Origin of the sequence: Pedobacter sp. PLR, from assembly GCF_026239675.1 — a bacterium.
Taxonomy (GTDB): domain Bacteria; phylum Bacteroidota; class Bacteroidia; order Sphingobacteriales; family Sphingobacteriaceae; genus Pedobacter.
In genome coordinates, this window is the sequence record NZ_JAPIVQ010000006.1 from 107,606 (window position 1) to 129,001 (window position 21,396).

Annotated in this window: 12 protein-coding genes and 2 tRNA genes; all 14 read right to left on the reverse strand. The window is 41.9% G+C overall.

Features of this window, described 5'->3' with window-relative positions; all coding sequences use genetic code 11:
* Positions 1 to 13: 13 nt before the first annotated feature.
* The 14 genes from OQX61_RS15785 to prfA all read right to left on the reverse strand — a co-directional run bounded on the left by OQX61_RS15785 (position 14) and on the right by prfA (position 21,325).
* The gene (locus tag OQX61_RS15785) at positions 14 to 802 is read right to left on the reverse strand and encodes a hypothetical protein (RefSeq protein ID WP_265842754.1); all 789 of its coding nucleotides are present in this window, start codon (positions 800 to 802) and stop codon (positions 14 to 16) included.
* A 33-nt stretch (positions 803 to 835) separates the two neighbouring features.
* The gene (locus OQX61_RS15790; RefSeq protein ID WP_265842756.1) at positions 836 to 2,344 is read right to left on the reverse strand and encodes a RagB/SusD family nutrient uptake outer membrane protein; all 1,509 of its coding nucleotides are present in this window, start codon (positions 2,342 to 2,344) and stop codon (positions 836 to 838) included.
* Between the two features lie 21 nt (positions 2,345 to 2,365).
* Complete coding sequence (locus OQX61_RS15795) at positions 2,366 to 5,443, reverse strand: SusC/RagA family TonB-linked outer membrane protein (protein WP_265842757.1); 3,078 nt, start codon at positions 5,441 to 5,443, stop codon at positions 2,366 to 2,368.
* Positions 5,444 to 5,564: 121 nt separating this feature from the next.
* The gene (locus OQX61_RS15800; RefSeq protein ID WP_265842758.1) at positions 5,565 to 6,605 is read right to left on the reverse strand and encodes a DUF5007 domain-containing protein; all 1,041 of its coding nucleotides are present in this window, start codon (positions 6,603 to 6,605) and stop codon (positions 5,565 to 5,567) included.
* A gap of 11 nt (positions 6,606 to 6,616) precedes the next feature.
* Positions 6,617 to 7,204, reverse strand: coding sequence for a hypothetical protein (locus OQX61_RS15805; RefSeq protein ID WP_265842760.1), 588 nt, complete (start codon positions 7,202 to 7,204; stop codon positions 6,617 to 6,619).
* A 129-nt stretch (positions 7,205 to 7,333) separates the two neighbouring features.
* The gene (locus OQX61_RS15810) at positions 7,334 to 8,878 is read right to left on the reverse strand and encodes a RagB/SusD family nutrient uptake outer membrane protein (protein ID WP_265842762.1); all 1,545 of its coding nucleotides are present in this window, start codon (positions 8,876 to 8,878) and stop codon (positions 7,334 to 7,336) included.
* 22 nt (positions 8,879 to 8,900) lie between these two features.
* Positions 8,901 to 11,879 (reverse strand): SusC/RagA family TonB-linked outer membrane protein, encoded by a 2,979-nt coding sequence (locus tag OQX61_RS15815; protein WP_265842763.1) that lies wholly within the window; start codon positions 11,877 to 11,879, stop codon positions 8,901 to 8,903.
* Between the two features lie 1,315 nt (positions 11,880 to 13,194).
* Positions 13,195 to 14,292 carry an efflux RND transporter periplasmic adaptor subunit gene (locus tag OQX61_RS15820; protein WP_265842764.1) on the reverse strand — a complete coding sequence of 366 codons (1,098 nt, stop codon included), beginning with the start codon at positions 14,290 to 14,292 and terminating at the stop codon, positions 13,195 to 13,197.
* A gap of 4 nt (positions 14,293 to 14,296) precedes the next feature.
* Positions 14,297 to 17,446, reverse strand: a complete 3,150-nt coding sequence (locus tag OQX61_RS15825) for an efflux RND transporter permease subunit (RefSeq protein ID WP_265842765.1) — start codon at positions 17,444 to 17,446, stop codon at positions 14,297 to 14,299.
* 12 nt (positions 17,447 to 17,458) lie between these two features.
* Positions 17,459 to 18,886, reverse strand: a complete 1,428-nt coding sequence (locus tag OQX61_RS15830) for a TolC family protein (protein WP_265842766.1) — start codon at positions 18,884 to 18,886, stop codon at positions 17,459 to 17,461.
* 81 nt (positions 18,887 to 18,967) lie between these two features.
* Entirely contained in the window at positions 18,968 to 19,378 is a 411-nt protein-coding gene (locus tag OQX61_RS15835; RefSeq protein ID WP_265842767.1) for a hypothetical protein, read from the reverse strand.
* 573 nt (positions 19,379 to 19,951) lie between these two features.
* Positions 19,952 to 20,025: transfer RNA gene (locus tag OQX61_RS15840), tRNA-Asp, on the reverse strand.
* 75 nt (positions 20,026 to 20,100) lie between these two features.
* Positions 20,101 to 20,174: transfer RNA gene (locus OQX61_RS15845), tRNA-Asp, on the reverse strand.
* Positions 20,175 to 20,251: 77 nt separating this feature from the next.
* On the reverse strand, positions 20,252 to 21,325 hold the full coding sequence (gene prfA, locus OQX61_RS15850; protein WP_265842769.1) for a peptide chain release factor 1: 1,074 nt from the start codon (positions 21,323 to 21,325) through the stop codon (positions 20,252 to 20,254).
* Positions 21,326 to 21,396: the final 71 nt, after the last annotated feature.

The window sequence follows — 21,396 nt, forward strand, 5'->3', positions numbered from 1 at the left end:
TGTCCGGCACCGGTTAAGGATCAATGCCCATCGACAAGGCCGTAAAAATGAAATTATAAGGATCAAATCCAAAATACTGAGGTAACTGTACCGCTCTGGTACCAAGTGTTCCATCAACTTTTATGAAATAAGAAAAACCAGGATAGCTACTCTGCAAGACATGAACCCGACCATTTGAGGGCGCAATATCCGAGGAAGAAACGCGGTTCAGGATCAGACTCCGGGTTGGATTGGAATAATCAGCGATATAAGAAATCAACAGCTGTCTGTAACCTGCATATTTAACCCCTCCGGCATCATTGTAAATAACCCCTATATTCATCGTCCTCCCCTGCTCATTGTCTACCGATAAAGAATTATAACCCTGGCCCGGGTAAGCCTGCATTGCTGCAGTATCTATTTGCGGATAATCCTTAAGCCCAGAGTTTCCTTTGAAAACATAAAGTGCCAGCATTTTACGCCAGAATTCAGGTTTTAATTGTTCCAGACGGCTAACCGTGTCTTTGCCGGAAGTAGACAAATACTCATTTAAAATATGAACTGATTGGTGAACACTGGCACTTGTCGGGGCGAAAAAAGTAATCGTTTCCTTGCTAAACAGCTCTTCCATTCCTGCAATTTTGATCACTCTGCTCAGGGAGTCAAAATGAACAGGTTTATCATTCAGGTATTGCAGAACTGTTCCGTTATACTTCGCATCATGAATACCGGTATCCTTGAAATATGGCTCCTTCTTACAGCCTGCGAAGAGGCAGGCGGCAAGTAAAAGAACAGGTGCTATTATTTTAATTAGTTTCAACATAAAATTCAGAATTATCGTTTGTGAATGGAATGATTATCTCCAGAAATCGTTTAAAGTCATGTATGGATTGTTGGTCAATGCACTTTTATCAATAGGCCATGTCCAGGCCCCTTTGTTAAAATCTTCTATCGAAATCGGGTGAAAACAATACTTTTCTTTTAATACCCTTCTCGTGCGCACGAGGTCAAAATAAGCATGTCCTTCGCCCATAAGTTCCCTGTTGCGTTCATAGAAAATAGCATCCTTTAAATCCTCATCACTTTCCGTGATCGGTTCTGCTTCTGCTCTGGCTCTGATGAGGTTTACCGTAGTTCTGGCATCTTCGTTGAGCCCTAGCTCTGCCTGCGCCTCAGCACGTAAAAGAATGGCATCGGCCAAACGGAATACGATCATGTTATCATCAGGATTCACATCTTCCCCTTCCTCAGCAAAAATATTGACAAACTTCAGGAGCTGGAATTTTCCATCCGTTGCATACATAAACTCATCAAACCAATAGTCCTTTCTTTTATCTGCCTTGCCTATAGGGTATAATGTTTCCAGGAATTTGGCGTTATAAAAGGCATAACTTTTAATGTTCGATGCGGGCTGTTTATTAGGGTACCTCAATACCATATCAGAAAAAGAAGCAGTGATACTGAAACGTTCCCCATAGTTTAAGCTTTGCAGCACTTCAAAAAGACCTTCTTTTGTTCTTCCTTTAAAAATCTCTTTGGTACGCTCTAAAGGCAATAATTGATAACTGTTGTTGTTTTGAGTCATCAGCTCTTCACCCAACACATTTACGGCCGTATAATGCAGCGTTTTATTTGCCGGATCAAAACCTGCTGCCCACATGTGCAGGTGCATCATCAAATCGATCGCTCCACCGCGCATCGCACGAATTGCCACAATGGATGGATCGTCATAGGTCCATGGCAGGTCATTTTTGTATTTCCCCATGTCTTCAAGACAAAGATTTAAGACCTCCACCATTTTCATTCTAGGTAGAGGTTTCTCATTATAAGCATTCGTATAATAAGGAACATCACCAAACTGACGAACCAGGAAAAGATAGGCCAGGTTACGTAAAAAAACAGCTTCAGCACGGTATTTCGCCTTGTCTGCAGCGGAAAATGTAGGGTCAGGAATATTATCAACCTGCACAAAAAGGATATTAGCAGCCTGGATCATCTCATACCAGACATTCCATTTGGTGAAATCCTGAAAATGAAAATATTGATCTGACCACCAGCCATTTGCCATCAATCCGCGCATATTATTTCCGGCAAGGTCAGAAATATAACTACGCCCGTTTCCGGGAGTTTGCACTATAGGACTGCAACGCATATCCCCTACGCCAGGAAAATAAGCCGTGGTAGTAGTCGCTGCGCGGAATTTTCTATAAATTCCTCCGGTAAAAGCCTCAACATCTTTTTTATTCTGCCAGTAATTATTACCCGATAAGTTGTCCACCGGGGTTACATTCAGGAACTTTTTACAGCCTGAAAGAATTGATGACCCGGCAAACAAGACCAGGAATATATATATAGATTTTTTCATAAGATTCATCCTTCTTTAATATTAAAACTGAACGTTAATTCCAAAGTTATACGAACGACGGTTTGGATATCCACCAGAGTTATCTCTACCCATTGCACTCACCAATTCAGGATCCGGACCGGAATAATTGCTCCAGGTGTGAATGTTATTTGCAGAAACATATAGCCTTACTGAAGTCATTCCCCATCTTTTTGTGAGTTTACGATCGATATTATAAGCGAAAGTGGCATTATTGAATTTTAAATAAGAGCCGTCTTCCATAAACAAAGTCTGATCAAAACGAAAGGGTCTGTATCTTGCATATCTGGTAAAATCCAATGGGAATGGATAAACAGCCATATCACCCGGTTGGGTCCAGACATCATATCGGTCTAAAGGTACAAGGCCGTTAAAATCTCCTTTACCAGTGTAAGCAGGATCGGCATAACGTTGAAAATCAGCGGCCAGTGCATTGTTCATGATATCACGGTCAAAAGTGAACGAGAAGTTCATATTCAGCGAGAAATTTTTGTAAGCCAGATAAGAAGTGAAACCACCAGTCATCCTTGGCTGACCGTTTCCTACCACTACGTAATCATTATTATCCAATACATAATCTCCATTCACATCTGTCCATATTGGATCTCCTGCGCGGAAATAAGTTTGATCGGCAGCATTACCACCTGTGCGGTATCTCAATCCTGTTAGTGGATCTACCGGCACATTAGAATTATTCGCATAAACGCCGGTATTGTTCAACAAATAGTTGGAGAGACTATTCATTCCCAAACGACGAAAGATCTGCTGATCAGTATCGCCACCCGGGTCAACCAATTCCCTTGCCCCATTTGGCAAAGCAGTCAATACATCTTTATTGATTGCACCATTGATACCTATTGTCCAGCTTAACTTGCTATTTTCAGATAAGGGGCGAAAATTCACGGCCAATTCATAACCGTAATTTACCAGACTGGTCTCATTCGTGTTCACCTTTGCAAAGGCATTGTGATTAGCAAGATTTTTCTCCCTCAGCTGATTGTCAACCTGCTTATAATAGGTGTCAAAAACAAGTCCGATTTTCCCCTTTAAAAATCCAAGGTCTAAACCTGCATTATACTGGGTTGTTTCTGTAGGGGTTAATCCCGTATTTGGCACTAATTTCAGATCCAGACCAACTGTTGGGTTCTGATTATAAGAACCATTCGCAATATAGCGTCCATATACATCGAAGATTGTTCCTGTGGGCACAATGTTCCTACCTGCAGTTAAACGAAGAGAAGCATACTCTAACCAGTCTTTCTTAACCAACCAGGCTTCTTTATTGAAATTCCATCTTAAACCAATGGAAGGATTTTTAGAATATCCGGCATCCGGTCCGTTAGTAGAGCTACCATCAATCCGGTAACTTAAATCCAATACATATTTGGTGTCATAATTATAGGAGAAGGAGCCCGCAAAAGCAACAGACCTGAAATCCGTGATGTTATTCAAAGTACCACCAAGAGAGTTAAAATAGTCGGCTCCCAATGGTCCCTGTACCTGATCACTTGGTGTTCTTTTTTGCTTGATCATATCCGCCCTGAAATCAGTCATATTGATCTCATTAAAGACATAGGCGCTAAAATTGTGCTTTTCATTAATAGACTTGTTGTACGAAAGCAGGTTTCTGTTGTAGGCCGTATTCTTTCTGTCGTTATAAGCAGTAACCTCATTAAAGCCATTGTTCAGATAGCCAGGAAGAAAGGTATCCGTTGTTCCCGTTACATAAGCATAATTAAAGGTACTACTGGCACGTAGGCCCTCGAAAAATTCATATTGCAATTCCACATTCGCCGTTACACTAACTGTTTTATTCTCGTCATTGGTTTCTAATGCACTCAACAAAGAATTAGTAGACGAAAATAAAGAAGGTGCGGGCAATAAGGACGAAGCACTTCCCCCTTTCGCGATCCCGTTTTGTAGTAAGCCACTTCCGCTACCCTTGCTATTGTTAGCCAATGAATTGTTTACTGAAGCAAAGAGTTTAAACTTGTTAGAAGGCTCATACTGCATATTCATATTCATAGAGTACCTGGTAAAACCAGTATTTTCTACAATCCCCTTTTCATCATAATAGCCGGTATTCACTTTGTAATTGAAGGTCTGATCACCGCCGGAAATGTTCACATTATGCGTCTGATTAAAAGTCTGTCTGTAGAATTTTGACTGCCAGTCTGTAGAGTTGTTGTAATAAGCATTCAAACTATCTGATAAGAAAGGCGTAATATTTACCAGATTCAGTCCATGATAAAAACTGGTATCATTGGCCATAATCTGGTTAATACGCGACATACGTTCTTCTCTTCCACCAATTACATCTCTTAAACGTGGAGGCGTATTGACGAAATAATTAGAGGTATACTGGATAACCGGCACTTTAGAGTTACCTCTTTTAGTGGTAATTAAGAACACCCCGTATGCACCTCTTGAACCGTATAATGAAGTAGCCTGTGCATCCTTCAAAACTTCGATCCTTTCAATATCTTCCTGAGGAATCATCGAAAGTGGGCTGATACCGGGGCCAGCCTGATCAAAACCATAAGAGTAGCCGGAATTATCATCTACGGGAACCCCATCAATTACAAATAACGGGGAAGTAGGCGTCAGGAAAGCCTGGCTACCACTACCCGTCACGTTTGTATTGGATAAACCACGGACATTTATGGAACCACGCATACCTGGTGAACCATTGTTATTTTGAATGTTGACACCCGGGACCTTTCCCTGAATCAGCTCCATGATGTTACCCACGGGAACATCCTGAATTTCCTTACCCGTGATGATCACACTTGACCCGGTAGATACTTCCTTGGTTTTTTTCTGATAACCAACGACTACCGTTTCCTTTAAGGAATTGACAGACATACTCATGATCACGTTAAATTTCAATTTCCCATCGAACTTATGGGTAGCATTCAGATAACCTATGTACTTAAAAACAAGCGTACTGCCTTCATTTACTGATACGGAGAACTCTCCGTTACCATTGGTTATGCCAACCGGAACCAATGGCGTTCCTGCCATAATCGTGACTCCAGGAATGGTAACTTTATCCTGCTTATCGATCACCGTTCCTTGCATCAGAACCTTTTTCTGCTGAGCTGATATTTCCGTATTAAAGCAAAGCAGCGTTAACAATGAAAATATTATAAAGAGATGCCTCATATGAGCTATTTTATAAATTAGATATACTAAATATTAATTAATCATTACTGAACTTGGGTGTTTCTCCATTGAAACGGATGATAATATTCCATTTCCCCGGATCATAAATGCTGAAGTCCAGATAAAAGCCACCAACTTGTCTAAATCCACCAAAACCGATGCGATCGTAGGATAGATATAATCTTGATTTAGTTCCATCAGGATTGGTATACTTAGTCTGGTAATTAATTAATGGAATTGGATAGGCGACATCATAGGTAACAGATTCTGCCGTTTTAACCATATTAAATCCATGCAATAAGTTCTTCCAATCGGTCAGTTTGAACTTATCAGGATTGATGGGGTTATAAAGAGAATCCAGGACTTGAATCGTCAATTGATTTTTCAGCTTTTCACCACTCTTTAAGGTATCCTTACGGAAGTAAACTTCCAGTTCCCTAGGAGAAATGATGGTGTTTGTTTTCTCCCCATACATAGGCTGTATACCACTAACCCCGACATATCTGCTGGTTTCCATCCCGGTTAACGGATCTTGATTTGAAGGCTCATAAGGGCGGGCCTTTATTGGTTTCAATTTAAAATCCCGGAAATAACGGCGTCCGCCTTTATTAGACAACTCTACATCAAAGACATAACCTGAGTCTGGTTGTGTTTTAATCAATGGAGAACTATTGGCCCACATCAGAAACTGGCCTGAATGTTCGCGTATTTCGAACACAGGATGGTTTTCAACCACGCGTTTAGCTTCAATCTCCTCCAGGGTCTTTTCATCCCCCAGATAAGGTTGTTTCCAAACAGACACGGGTACAAGATCTGTCAATTCCGGCGCAGCAGAACCGTCTCTTCTGCGCAGGTTTATAATTTTAAAATTTAATGGTTGTGAAGAATTTCCAACAAAAAAATTGTCTGTAAAAAGCGAGTTTCTCCCCAATATGGGTTCATATTGGGTATTTGTAAAACGCGAGTCTTCCCCAAGAGCTTCCCGGACATCCGGGAAATTCTTGGTACAACCCAGAATTATTAACATGGTTAGCCCAAAAAATAAAATGGCGGGCGCTAATGGGTATTTATTGTTCATATTTTAAAGCCTTAATTATTAATTCTTGTTACGAAATCACCAAACCCGAAGTCATGACCTGGGGAAACGATATTCACAATGGCATTATTGGTTTTTATATTGACCGCATTGGTAGGCGTACGCTGCCAATACCTCACAAAAATGGACTCCTTAGTATCGCTGAAAGTCAGGACCTGCGGACCTCCTTCTTTAAATCCGGAAGCATCCAGCTTTTGGTACAGGACGTGCATCGGGTAATTGTGAACAATACTATTTACCATCAATCCATCTACAAAAGTGCTCAGATCCTGTGTTTCATATTTACCACGAATCAGGTACCTGCTGGTCATGGTATCAAGCTGCGCAATGTCCATATTGGCCAAATAAATTGGCGCCTTATTGTTTCTTTTCCTGATGGCATTTAAATTACCAACAGAGATTTCGAAACTCTTGTTCGTTACCGCAAAAACTGTTAAGCGTCTTTTGGCTAAAGAATCTTTAAGTGCAGGCAAACGATCCAACACCAATAGTAAAGAGTCATAAAGGCCCTTTTGTGAGTTTAAATAATCTAATGCACTGCCATCAAATTGTTGAATCTTATTCTCATAATTGTAGTACATTGAATCGCTTTTTTTGCAGGCAAACAAACACGACACAAGGACAACAGTCATCAGAACAGGGAAGAAAAAATTACTGTTATTTCTCATCTGCATATATTTTAAATGATAAATTAAATGGGTTGATATTCATTATTTCCAATAACTATTTTGAACCAGCTGACTGTTCGCTTTGAGTACATCTTTAGCAATAGGCCAGTAAATTCCCTTTTCAGCAATTAGCTTGTTGAATTTTGCGTCATTACCTTTAATTTTTGCCAAACGAATTCGGTCATACCATCTCCAGCCCTCTCCCATGAGTTCTCTTCTTCTTTCTGCAAAAATTTCGTCTATCAGACCTAATCCGTCGTTGTCATTAAAGGACTTAATCCCCCGGTTTTTCTTCACGATATTTAATAGGTCGATTGCCGGTTGACGTTGTCCCAACACTGTAAGTGCTTCTGCCCTAAGCAGGGATAATTCTTCAATACGCGTAAAAGCTATTGCAGAACTGAAAATCACAAATGAACCATTGGTGGATCCTCCTCTTAAGACTTTGATCTTACTGAAGACCGGAATCTGACCGCTGTAGTTCAGAAAATAATTTGTTCTGGTTAATCCTGACAGGGTGTCAATACCAAAACGACCATCTCTAATATCTGTAAAAGCTTTGTTGATGGTATCTTTAGAAACATACAAATCAGGAACCTGCTTGGCAATCAATGGTGCTGCAAGTACAAGTTGCTCAATATGGCCCTCAGAAGTAGATTCACCATAAACATCTGAAAATGTGAACCCTAATGCGATTTTTGAATCCTGACCATTGAAAATTCCATCTGACGCAGTCAGGTTCGTTGTATTTACATACTCCAAACCAGATTTGCTATAGTTCTGCATAATAAACTGAGTGTATACCGCAGCGTCCAGGTAATGCGACTGCCAGGCCGCAATATGAGCCATCACTGCATAAGCAGAGATTTTAGTAAATAAGGCGCCAGACCAACGACCATTGTCATAGCCATAATATAAGCCGGGAAGATCAAGATCCCCGTCCACGCCATATCTATATGGAAGGTCTTTTACCGCAGCCATCAATTCTGATTCTGCATAGCCCAATACCTTAGCCTGATCTGTACGTGGTTTTCCCTCAAAACTACCATCATGTGAAGCCGTAATCAAAGGCACATCTCCCCAAATCCTGACCATATAGAAATAAGCAAATGCACGCAAAGCTCTGGCTTGTGCGATATCTACTTTATTATTCAATTTTGAATAACGTGGGTCTTTGGCGACTACTTCTCCGGAGCGTTCAATGAATAAACTGGCACTGTTAATTACTGTATAGAACCTTCTCCAATTAGTGATGTCCTGAATCAAAGGATAAGAAGCATTTAAATCACTCCTGATAATTGCTTTAAGATCCGATTTGCTGGAGGCTGTAAAATCACCCTCTCTCATTTCGCCCCATAACCAATGTGCATTGTTACTTCCAAGAGCAGTCCTCGTCAGTCCATAGATCCCCATTAAACCTGAACGGGTATCCTGCAAATTGCTCCACTGCGCCTCTTCCGTGGCCAGTCTTGTGGATTCTACATCCAGCATTTTTTTGCAGGAAAGGTTAACAGAGACCAGGCTGCTCAGCAATACAAACGCAAGAACCTTTGTCAACCGATTATTCTTATTTATAAAAGATATCATATTCTTTTCTTTATCTATTTATTTATAAATCAAACTTTACCCCCAACGTGAAGGTCTTTGGAATCACCATTCCATAACCGCTATACAAACCGGTATAATCAATCAACTCCGGATCGGATCCGCTAAATGAAGTAATGGTGAATAAATTGTTGGCAGTTACATAAAGGAAAGCCCGCTTGATTCCTGCTTTCGAGTTAGATAACCATGGCAATTTTGAAAGATCATAACCCAGGCTTAAAGACCTCAACTTTAAATAGCTTGCGTTTTCCAGAAATAAATCCTGGTCTAAACGGTAAGCAACTACACTACTCCATGGGTTATAGATCGGATATTTACTCAGATCTCCAGATGCCTGCCATGAATTGATCTCCTTAATAGAGCCAATATCATTACCAGATTCTTTGTTAATAAAGTCGAAATGATTGGCTGCCTGCTCGTTTAATCCTTTCTGACCCAATGCAAAAATCACATTGAAACTCAAGCTGAAGTTGCCATATTTGAACTCATTGGACCAACCACCACTCAGCTTAGGCATGGTATTTCCTTTTAGTACTTTATCCTCATCATTAATGATAAAATCACCGTTCTGGTCTTTCCATATTGGATCTCCGGCATGCAGTGTGGTCCCTTCAAAATTCAGTTTTTCCTGATTTGCAGGGTTTACAGGAACCTCAGCATCGGAATTGTAAATACCTTGGTTTTCATAGACCCAAAACTTATCGACTGCCTGACCAATAGTTAGTTTTCTATTGCCGATCGTCAATTCTTGTAATCCACCTGGCAATTCGGTTAATTTATTGCGGTTCACATTTAGGTTTAACCCACTTTCCCAGTTGATACCATCTGGTCTTCTAAGGATAGCGGCTTTTAATCCAAAATCGACACCTGTATTTCTTACCCCCAAACCACTGCTAAAGATGCTGGCATAACCTGTTTCTGTAGGAACAGGAGTATTAACCACCATACGCTTGTCGTCCTTTTGATAAAAAGTTAATGAAGCATTTAATCTGTTTTGCAACAAACCAATGCTCATACCTACATTTAACTGATCTGTATATGGCCATCTGATATCATACCCCACCCATCCGGAAGAATATGGCCTTGTAATGGTCGCTAAACCATTATATCCAGGAATCGTTGGCTCTGCCACCCAACCGTTTTCTACACGGTACTGTGGACCAGAACCGAAGCGGTCATCCGAGAATAATTTACCGATTCTAGACCAGGATACTTCTGCTGTTAATTCATCAATTGCATTATTTCCTTTTAAGAATTGGTTTTTAAGGTTCCATTGTGCACTAGTTGCTGGAGTAACCAACCACCTGCTACCTGGTTGCGCCGTAGATGAACCATCATCTCTAATCAAACCAGTTATCGTTAACAGATCTTTGTATTTATATTTTACCGATCCATACACTGAAAATAAACGCCGTTGTTCACGGTCAGTATATCGATATACAAGAAAATCTACAGGTTTAAGGTAATTTGCTTCAGCAGAACTTCCTTCTACCACGTTAATTTTTATAAAGTCATTCGGGCCATTATAAGCATTGGCATAGTTATACCTGTTCAAATCACTTTGAAAGGATTGTCCCAATTCAAAGTCAAATTTATGGTTGCTCCCCAATTCTTCAGAAAATGTAAGGGCATTGGTTACGCCAAAACGCTGATTATATCCAAAATAATTGGAAACGTAATTGTTATTTTCCATTAAAGTGGTTGGATAAAAAACATCCCTGATGCCTTCATTGTAGTCAAAATTCAGCTTGGTCAACAGGCTAAATTTGCTCACCTTAAAGTTTAATGAGAAATATCCCTGAACGGCCGTATTTCTATTGTCATCGATCACTTTGTCATACTCATCTAAAAACCACTGATAGATTTGCTTGCTTGGTGGCAAAGGGTTACTCAAATCAGGAATGTATCTGGTTTCTGCGAAACGGTCACGAATGCTTCGGTTTCTATCGCGATCCATACGTGTGGCATTCACCATACTAGAAACAGTCACCCATTCAAAAGGAGACATGTTGATCTGAAAGGAAGTTGCATACCTGTCTAGTTTGGTTCCATCAGCGCCGCCGGCACTTTTAGTATTACCGGCAAAAAATCTAAAGTTTGCTCTTTCAGAACCTCCGGAGATACTTAGATCAACGGAATGGATTGGTGCAGTTTTGTAGTAGAGGTCTCCCCATTTTGCCGGACCATAATAATCCAGATTTGTGGAATCCCTTAAATAACCCGCATAATTTAACACATCTGCTGGTGTGGCATATTTTTGATAAAAAGGCTTACGAAATCGATTCTCATATTCCGCATTTACCGGGCTGGCATTGTCGGATTTAACCATCCCAAAATAGCTATTCACGCTAATTTGTCTGACGCCGCTTTTTGCTTGTTTAGTGGTTACCCAAATGGCCCCATTTGCAGCAAGAGGCCCTAATTTTGCCAACTCTACTGGGTCTTTAATCACCTCGACAGATTGGATGGTGTTGATGTCAATTCCTGCCAAAAGGTTCGTAGCGGGACCTATTGGATTAAAATCATATTTCTGAATATCATAAATATAATTGTTGTTCTGAATCAAAGGAATACCATTCAGGTAAACAATTGGTTGTAGATTGTTTACGTCTTTATTTCTAAAAATCGGTGCAGACAATCCGCGCACCAACATACTTTGTTCGGTGCCGGGTTCAGCAGTGATTTCCTTTACATATAAACCGGCAACATTACCTTTCAGCATTTGTTGCAGGGATAGATTAGGACTCAAGGAAGACAGGCGGACGTTCAGCGAATCTCCACCACCTCGCGTACGGGCAACATTATTTACCCAGGAAGCCGTATCAACAGCCTTCTTCTTAACGCCGGGAATAGTGTCTTGTCTCAAAATCGCATTGTAATTCAAAGGAGTAGTCTTAGCTGATTCCGCTTCTGCATTTGACACACAAAGAACAGAAAGCAAGGCGGTGTACGACATACTCGCAATAATTCGGACCATTTTCATTCGTATTAATTAATTATTGGACGGTTTAATTCTTGTTGCCCACTGTCTGTCTGATTGCAGGGCAAACCTGTTATTGAATTTGGGACATAAAAATCCCCTTGCGACCCCTACATGATAGTTGCCGGTTGGTTTATCAAATTAAAAAATTAGGCTGCCGAGTAATAAATTCCGGAAATCGTTGTTTTATAACTAAGCTTTATTGCTAAAATTGATAATTGAATAAACTGGTTCGCTATTTAATGAGAATGGATGCCTAGATCCGGATCAAACAATGTAGATGCAATTGCTGAAGAATAGTAAAGATTGTAATCATAGTTAGTTTGGTTTAGGTTGTTGGTTAGGTTAGTTATAACATATTTTGCTAAAATGTCTTTTCATTGGCATTCATATAGCTATCCTCATGTTGCAGAATATGTTATTCTGATGGTGGTCAACAGAGAAGGATTATGTAATACTTAATGAAAGCAATTTAGATTAATTAAACCGCCACTTTCCCCAAAACTACAGCGCAAACGTTTGTTTAACACTTAATTATCGCAAAAACACCCTAAAAAAACAATGTTTACTAAAAATAATTTCAAATTATTATGTATAATTAAATTACTGTTAAATCTTATTCCTGAATTAGTATTAAAGAAGCAAGTGTTAAAATAGTATCATAGTATTCCATTATTTTAATGCAAATAATTATAGGGATGCTTGTATGGATGTATTTGAAACTTCATGTTAATACTAAAAGCATTTAGTACGCACTAAACATCTTTTAAATAATCGATTACCCACTGAAAACACTTCTTGAAATGACATTAAAACAATCATGTGCCGAAAAACCAGGCCTCGGTTTAGCTCTGAATAAATGATTTTTCTTCATTACACAAACGTTTGCGCCAGCGGATAACAGGCAAAAAATTGCCATTCAGCATAATATTTGAGACATAACAGCGCTGTTACAAAGAAACGTTCAAAAAAAACTGTGTTATTTTGGCAATTCAGTCGCCAGGATTACCCTTTCCAGCCGCAAATCCGCGGAATAAATTCCGCCATTTTTTTAGAAGAATTTCTTAACCTCCGTGATTCTTTAAAAAATATTGCTGTGGGAGTACCTGGGAAGTGGTCGGGTTGTGGTCGGGAAGAACGGCATATTGAAAAGGGGCACCGTACACCTCTACCTATCCTTGGTGTAGGGTTTACTATCGCAACCCAGGCTCTTCCCGACCAATACCAAACCTCTTTTATACCACAAAAGTCAGCCGAAGCTGACTTTTGCAGGTGCTTTCCACAGAAAAACCCTGTTATTTCGTAGGAAACCAGTCCGTTATTTTTTAATTACGGTCCCTTCTTCGATTTCTTCAGTAGCTTTCCGTAAAATCTGATCACCATCCTTCAGTTCCCCGAATATTTCCAGCTTATCCGGCATCATCCTTCCTTTGGCAACCGGGATATTTTTTGTCTTCCCGTTTTCAATGCGGATCACATAAACTCCAAGATTCGCGTCTACCAGCGCTGTTTTTGGAATAAAGAAACTGGCTTCCCCTGCTTGCAATGGAATATTAGTTTCTGCCACCATCAGTGGTTTTAACTCCTGATTCACATTCATCAGGTCAGCCTCAATCTTTTCCGAACGCAATTTTTCATCCAGCGCACCTGATTTTCTGGAAATTCTGGCCATATACATCTTCTGTGGAATAGATTTTACTTTAAACCGGATCGTATCGCCTATATTCAGGTAAGGCGTATTTGCTTCCGGCACTGATAAAGACAAGCGCAGCTTGTGATTACTCTGCACAACCAGCAATGGCAAATCTGCCGCTTTACCCATCGGGCCAACATAAGCCCCCGGATCTACATTTCTATCCGTTACCGTACCGCTAAACGGCGCACGAATCACCAGATAATTGTTCATCGCTTTAAGCTCATTATACACCGATTTCGCCGCATTCACCTGTGCCTCATCAGCTAGTTTCCTGGCTGTGATCTGGTCTAAAGCATCCTTAGCAATGGCACCTTCAGTTTTATCGGCATCAAACATCCGGTCGTAATTTGATTTCGTAGCCATATAAATCGCCTCCTGTGCTTTCAACTTTGATTTTGCCGTGGCCAGTTGCGCCTGAATCTCAGGTGCATCCAACACAACAAGCACTTGGCCCGCAGTTACTTTTGAACCAATATCGACCTTAATCTGCTGTACATAACTGTTTACCTTCGCATACAATTCCGTTTCCTGATCCGCCAATAACTCTCCCGCCAGCTTTAAAGAGACTTTAGGGTTCGTTTTCGTGATCGCGATCGTCTCAAAACTTTGCATCATCATTGGCATCGGCATTGCCGCAGCTTTTTCTGTTACTTTTTCTTCATTGTTGCAGGCCGCAAAAGTAAGCGTCAATCCTACAAGGATATAAGTGAATCTTTTCATTTTTTTAAGCGTTTGTTTTAACAAAATGGAGGCTATTTTCATCTTCCGGATCTAAAGAAGGAGAAGTGGTACTGGTTTTTCCCTGTACCCAGGCAAATACCAATGGCAATAAAATAAGTACCGAGAAAGTAGAGGCGAATAATCCGCCGATTACAGCGCGTCCTAATGGGGATACCTGATCTCCGCCCTCCCCATGACCGATGGCCATAGGTAACATACCGGCAATCATTGCCGTAGAAGTCATAATAATCGGGCGCATTCTTAGCGAAGCAGCCTTCATTGCAGAAGCAAAAGCATCGCCGTTTTGCAGCCTCAATGTTTCCGCATTGCTGATCAGCAATACCGCATTGGCAATAGAAACCCCGACAGACATAATAATCCCCATGTAAGATTGCAGATTTAGCGTCGATCCGGTGATTTTAAGCAGTACCAACGATCCCAACATCACAAAAGGAACGGTGGTTAACACCACAAACGAAACCTTAAAGGATTGGAAATTGGCGGTCAGCATCAGGAAAATCACCAGAATGGCCACTAACAACCCATTAACCAGACTGTCCATCGTTTCGTCCAGAACCGGTGCCATCCCTGCTACAGAAATGTTCAGCCCTTTAGGAATCTCCCCTAAGGAAGCAATCGCCGCGTTGACATCTTTTTGCGCCTTTCCAAGGTCTTTATTGTGCAGATTAGCGGTTACCGTGGTATAAGCCATGGTGCCGAGATTGTAGCTTTCGCCCAGCGTGGTGGTCGGCATAATCGTCGCTACATCTCCCAATACCGGACGCGAGGAATTCTTTAACAGTGGAATATTAGCCAGCTCCTCTTTGCTGTTCAATACATTCTGAGGCGTTTGCACTTGTACATCATAGGCGATTCCCATCATCCCTTCTACCCACATATTTTTGCTGGTATAACGGGAGGAAGCCGTCGAAGCAATCAATGATTTGGCAATATCCTGTGCATCAATTCCCAGTTGTGCCGCGCGGACACGGTCGATATTGATCGCCAATGCAGGATAATTTAAGGACTGTGGAATCTGCTGATCCCTCAGATAATCAATCTCTTTCAATTTCGCCAACAGCTTATTCGCATACATGACGTTTCTCTTTTTCATCATGCCCGAAAAAAGTACTTCAATGGGCGTATTTGTGCCCTGACTCAGGATTTTTTCCGTCAGCTCTATCGGCTCGAAAGAAAGCTGTAACTCCGGCATTTTATTTTTCAGGTGGGCACGGATTTCATCTTTAAGCTCGCTGGTATTTCTGGAATAATCTTTTAAGGCCACCTGCATTAATGCTTCATGAGGTCCCGCGTTATACAGATAAATCGGGCTTACCGCAAAAGAGGAAGGGTGCTGACCGATAAACACAGAAGAAATCGCAATATGGTCTTTGCCAATCACGGTTTCCAGCTCCCGCAGCACCTGCTTGATTTTCTGCTCTGTTTTCTCAATGCGGGTTCCTTCCGGTGCTTTAATCCTCAATTGAAACTGGCTCGAATTAACCGCCGGTAAAACATCTGTCCCCGTGATGCTGAACATCAGGTAAATCAATACGCCAATGGCCAGAAAACTCCCGATGATCACTGGTTTCTTTTTAGGAATCAGGCTTTCCAGTAAGCTGATAAAACGGTTTCTGAAACGGTCAAAGCGAGTTTCTTTAACCAGTTCTTCTGCAGAATGTGGCTTGATCATCCAGTTACAAAGGATGGGCACAAAGGTTTGCGACAATAAAAACGAGACGATCATCGAGAAGCCGATGGCCAGAGCTAAAGGCATAAATAATGCACCAGGAATACCGGTCATCATGAATGCAGGGGCAAAAACGGCAAGGATACATAGCAGGATCAGCAGTTTTGGGAAGGCGATTTCCTTACAGGCGTCCCAGATAGCCTGAGATTTTTGCTTACCCATGGCCAGATGCTGGTGGATATTCTCAATCGTAACCGTACTCTCATCCACCAGGATTCCAATGGCAAGCGCCAATCCGGATAAGGACATGATATTGATCGTTTGCCCGAAAAGCTTCAGGAATAGCACCCCCGAAATGATAGAAATTGGAATAGTCAGGATCACAATAATCGCACTGCGCTTATCACCTAAAAACAACAACACCATTAATCCGGTAAGGAGCGCACCTAAAATTCCCTCCACCATTAGACTTTTAACGGCATTGATCACATAAACCGACTGGTCAAATTCATAGGAAATCTTGATGTCGTCCGGAAGGTTATTCTGGATGTTAGGGATCGCTTTTTTCAAATTGCTGACCACATCCCAGGTAGAAGCGTTCCCGGATTTGGCGATATTAATGTACACGGAACGCTTGCCATTGATCAAGGCATAGCCGGTGGTAATGTCTGCCCCGTCTTTTACGGTAGCCACATCGCGAATGTAAAGGTTATCGGCTTTTCCTTTGAAAATAGGAATGTTGCCGAAATCTTCTACCGCTTTAATAGTATTATTTGTTGGCGTCAGGTAATTGATATCGTTGATGTATACATTTCCTGAAGGCGCCGTAATGTTGTTGCGACTGATCGCCTCCACAATCTGATCTGGAGATAACTGGTGACTGCGTAGTTTATTCGGGTCAATATTGATCTCTACTGTCCGTGGACTTCCGCCAAAAGGAGGCGCTGTTGTCAGTCCCGGAATGGCAATCAAGAAGGGCCGCGCTGTAAAGTTGGCGATGTCCTGCAGCTGGTTGTTCGTCTTGGTTTCACTCCTGAATACCAGCTGTCCGACAGGTTGAGAAGAGGCATCAAAACGGATAATAAAGGGTGGTGGTGCCCCTGGAGGCAGGAAAACCTGCGACCTGTTGGACAAAGCACTGATTTCTGCAATGGCCTGCCCCATGTCGATGCCCTCATAAAAATTGAGCTTCATCAGGGTTAATCCCTGGGTATTTTTAGTCTCTATACTTTTGATGCCACTGGTAAACAGCATCATATTGACATACATTTTGGTGAAATATCCTTCCATCTGTTGCGGGGTATAGCCGTTAAAAGAGTGGGCGATATACACCACAGGAAGGTTCATTTCCGGAAGAATATCGATCTTGATATCCTTAGAGGCTTTGATCCCGAAGAACAAAAGCCCGAGCACCATCACCATAACGGAAATGGGCTTGCGCAAGGCTATACGTAATAAATTCATGGGTTTTCGGGGTTATGGAATGGCATTTAGTAAAACAGACAGCTCTCCTTCCGCAGCAGACTTCAACAGTAAGGCCTGCCAGATGTTGTTCCTGGCGATCTCAAAGTCGATCTCCGCACGGTTAAGCGCATAAAGCGATTGGGTTAAATCCACAATGGTGGTTAAGCCGTTGCGATACAAGGTGGTATTCTGACGATAAGCATCAGACGCCGCCTGAATCTGGATTTTTGTCTCTTCAAAATTGTCTACTGCGTTCCTTAACTTCGCATTGGCGAGTTGTGCCTGCGCAGACAATTCCTCATGAATAAGGTGATACTCGTTCTGAAGTGCTGTCGTTTGATGTTTTTGCTGTTTTACCTTAGCACCGAAACGGTAAAGATTGGTCAGATTCCAGGTGAGGGTGACTCCTGCAAGGTAATTTCCACGGTCTATCCCTACCCCTTTTTGATAAGATTTTGAATAAGCGCTGTTGTCCTGCACATAGTTGGATTCAAAGCCGGATCCCCGCCCCTGCACTACTCCGAAAGCGGATAAGGAAGGCATGGTTTGCGAACGCTGGATCTTTTCCGATTGCGCACTTCCGGAGATCTTACTCTTTTGCCACAATAGCAAAGGGTGATTGATCAGGCTGAAGAGATTGTCTCCCCCCTTATCGGCGCTGTCTACCGAACTAAAACCATGATATTCCGACAATTGTGGGGTTTTACCGGTAAAAACAGAATCCAGCGTAAAGCTTTGGTATTCTTCTCCCAATAATACTGAAAGCGTTTTGGAGTATTCCAGCTCCATGTCATAGGCTTTAATTCGGGCAGACTGCGCGTTAGACACCTCAGCTTTAGCTAAGGAAGCATCTACTCCCGGAATTAGCCCGCTTGCCGCACGGCTCACTGTAGTGCTCATGAATACCTGAGCGCGCTCCAGATTTTTCTCCTGCACATATTTTATCCGCTGACTGGCGAACAGGTTGAAATAAGCCGCTCCAACTTTCACCTGATGCTGAAACTTCTCCTGCTCCAGGTCGGTTGCCGCCTGCTTTTCTTCTACTCTGGCCAGCTGTACCTGATTTTTGATCCTGCCAAATGTAAACAGGTTCCAGTTGACGTTGGCCAGATAAAGGGAACCGAAAGCGGCATTCCAGTTTTGTTCTGCCAATGGCATCGAGGTTGCGGCAGAACCTAAACCTCCATAACCATACATCGGCCCGTTCTGCGCGTTGATTGTGCCAAAACTCTGTTGTGCCAGCACCGTGAAATCTGGTAAATACCGGCTCTTTTGATAATTGGTGTTTTCCTGAGAAGCTTTTACCAAAGCCTCCTTTGCTTTAATTTTTTCGTAGTTCTGAATAGAACGTTGTAATGCGTCAGGCAGCTGCAAAGTTTGCGCATACGACACCGTCGATACGCCACATAGCACAGCTAACGCAATGAATCTGATATTCATTGTTTTTATCTGTATTAAGAAATTAAACCATCATGATGAAGGAGGATGTTTCCATGCTCCGGATTCCAAAATGATTATGGCCTATATCCGATATACACAATGTAAAATGTAGAATGGGGGAAGTTTTATCAGGGAAGAAAAGTAAAAGGCATCCGTTTTAACGGTGGTCACTTTATCGTCCCAAATCGTGGTATTGGCAGGGTGAAGATATAAAACAGCTTCTCCTGAGAATTTTGAAATATTGTCTTGCTGCGCGATCTTTTGCACTTTATCCGCCAGCTTCACCTGGTCCTTTTCATGCTTGCAACAATTATCCTTTTTGGTCAACTGCTTATTTTTTAAAGCGCAAACCGGACAGACCTGATCCTGGTGTTCTTTAGAAAATAACCGGATTTCCTGTTTTACGCCCTTGCAAATATGAGCACTGGTCGTAAATCCAGTGGATACGAGCAGGAACAAAAGGCAAAGAAACAGGCTTGACAGTCTTTTCATATGGAGCAACAAAGATGGCTCCCAGGTTTTGGATAAGTATTACAGGATTACGGGAATCTTTTACATAATTCTGAGGGGAAATCTTCAGGAAAACGATCCATGTTCCGCTTAACCTGTCTTTTAAGCTGCTTAGAGCCGGGACTTATTACTATATCATTACCGTTCACAACAAGGGCCAGCTTACTCATTTTAAAGGATTCCTTAAAATCAAAGTGCAGCGTTAAGAAAGCAGCGATTAAAACCTGTTTTTATAATATACTACTTTCTAATCCTGAGTTCTTAATCCCTTCGACATCCTTTCGGGATGAACTCCGGATTTCCCCACCCTCACATGATCCTTAGAACATCGTTGGAAGGTCATTAGGATCATCCAGGGATCATCCAACCACCTTCCAACCATCATGTGACCATCGAGAGGATCCGAGCGCAATACGGCAGCATCCCGAAGGCATCCTAAAGGGAATAGCACGACTAAATATCAAAATGAAAGTATTTCTGTTGATGCTGATTCAGGCCGGCCGGCCAACGAAATTCGGGTAAATCAAAAAAGCCACTCGTTGGAGTGGCTTTTTGCGGACCGGACGGGACTCGAACCCGCGACCTCCGCCGTGACAGGGCGGCATTCTAACCAGCTGAACTACCGGTCCGTGTTTCCCTTACGGGTGGATTTTATAGTAGATCCTCTACTTAACAACTTCAAGTTCTCGACTGAGTAACTTTTGCGGACCGGACGGGACTCGAACCCGCGACCTCCGCCGTGACAGGGCGGCATTCTAACCAGCTGAACTACCGGTCCGTTGTTCCCTTTCGGGATTGCAAATATAGAGTCTTTATTTATATTTACAAACTATTTTTTGAAATAATCGCAACTGGTTAAGCCACAGAGCCTTCTTTCATCTTTTCAGCGTTCTCTGCAAACTGTAACGCATCGATCAGTTCCTGAACACCACCATCCATCACGTGATTTAGGTTATAAAGTGTCAATCCGATACGGTGATCTGTTACTCTTCCCTGAGGATAATTGTAAGTTCTGATCTTTGCAGAGCGGTCACCGGTAGATACCATCGTCTTACGTCTTGCAGCAATGTCTCCATTTTTCTTCTGCAATTCGATATCATATAGTTTACTACGTAGCATCTCCATTGCAATCACCCTGTTTCCAAGCTGAGAACGTTCCTGCTGACAAACCACTACCAGTCCCGAAGGTCTGTGGGTCAATTGCACTTTCGTCTCTACCTTATTCACATTCTGACCACCGGCTCCACCTGAACGGGAAGTCTGTAAGTCGATGTCTGCAGGGTTTAAGTATAGATCAATCTCTTCTGCTTCCGGTAATACCGCAACAGAAGCTGCTGAAGTATGCACACGACCCTGAGTTTCTGTATCTGGTACACGTTGTACACGGTGTACACCTGATTCATATTTCAATTGCCCGTAAACATCTTCTCCGCTAACTTTCAGGATCACCTCTTTATAACCACCGGCAGTACCTTCAGTTACATCAACAGTTTCTACCTTCCAGCCTTTTTGCTCAAAGAAACGGCTGTACATACGGTATAAATCACCAGCAAATAAAGCTGCTTCATCACCACCTGTACCACCACGAATCTCGAATACTGCATTTTTAGCATCTTCAGGATCTACCGGAATCAGCATCAAACGTACTTTTTCTTCCAGTTCATCCTGCTGCTTAAGCAACATATCCAGTTCTTCTTTAGCCATTTCGCGCATTTCGGCATCCTTCTCCGTAGATAAGATCTCCTTGTTTGCTTCGATATTGCTCATTACATTCTTGTAGATTTTATATTGGTCTACAATCTTGCCTAAATCTTTATACTCTTTATTTAAAGCCGCGAAACGCTTCATATCCTGCATAGTATCAGGATTACTCAGCTGTTCTTCAACATCTTCCCAGCGTAACTTAATTGCTTCTAATTTCTCTAACATATTCTTTTTTCAGAAAATTAAAACTTGTTGCCCTTTCCATTCAGATCCGTCCTGCGGATCCTGTCCTGGCA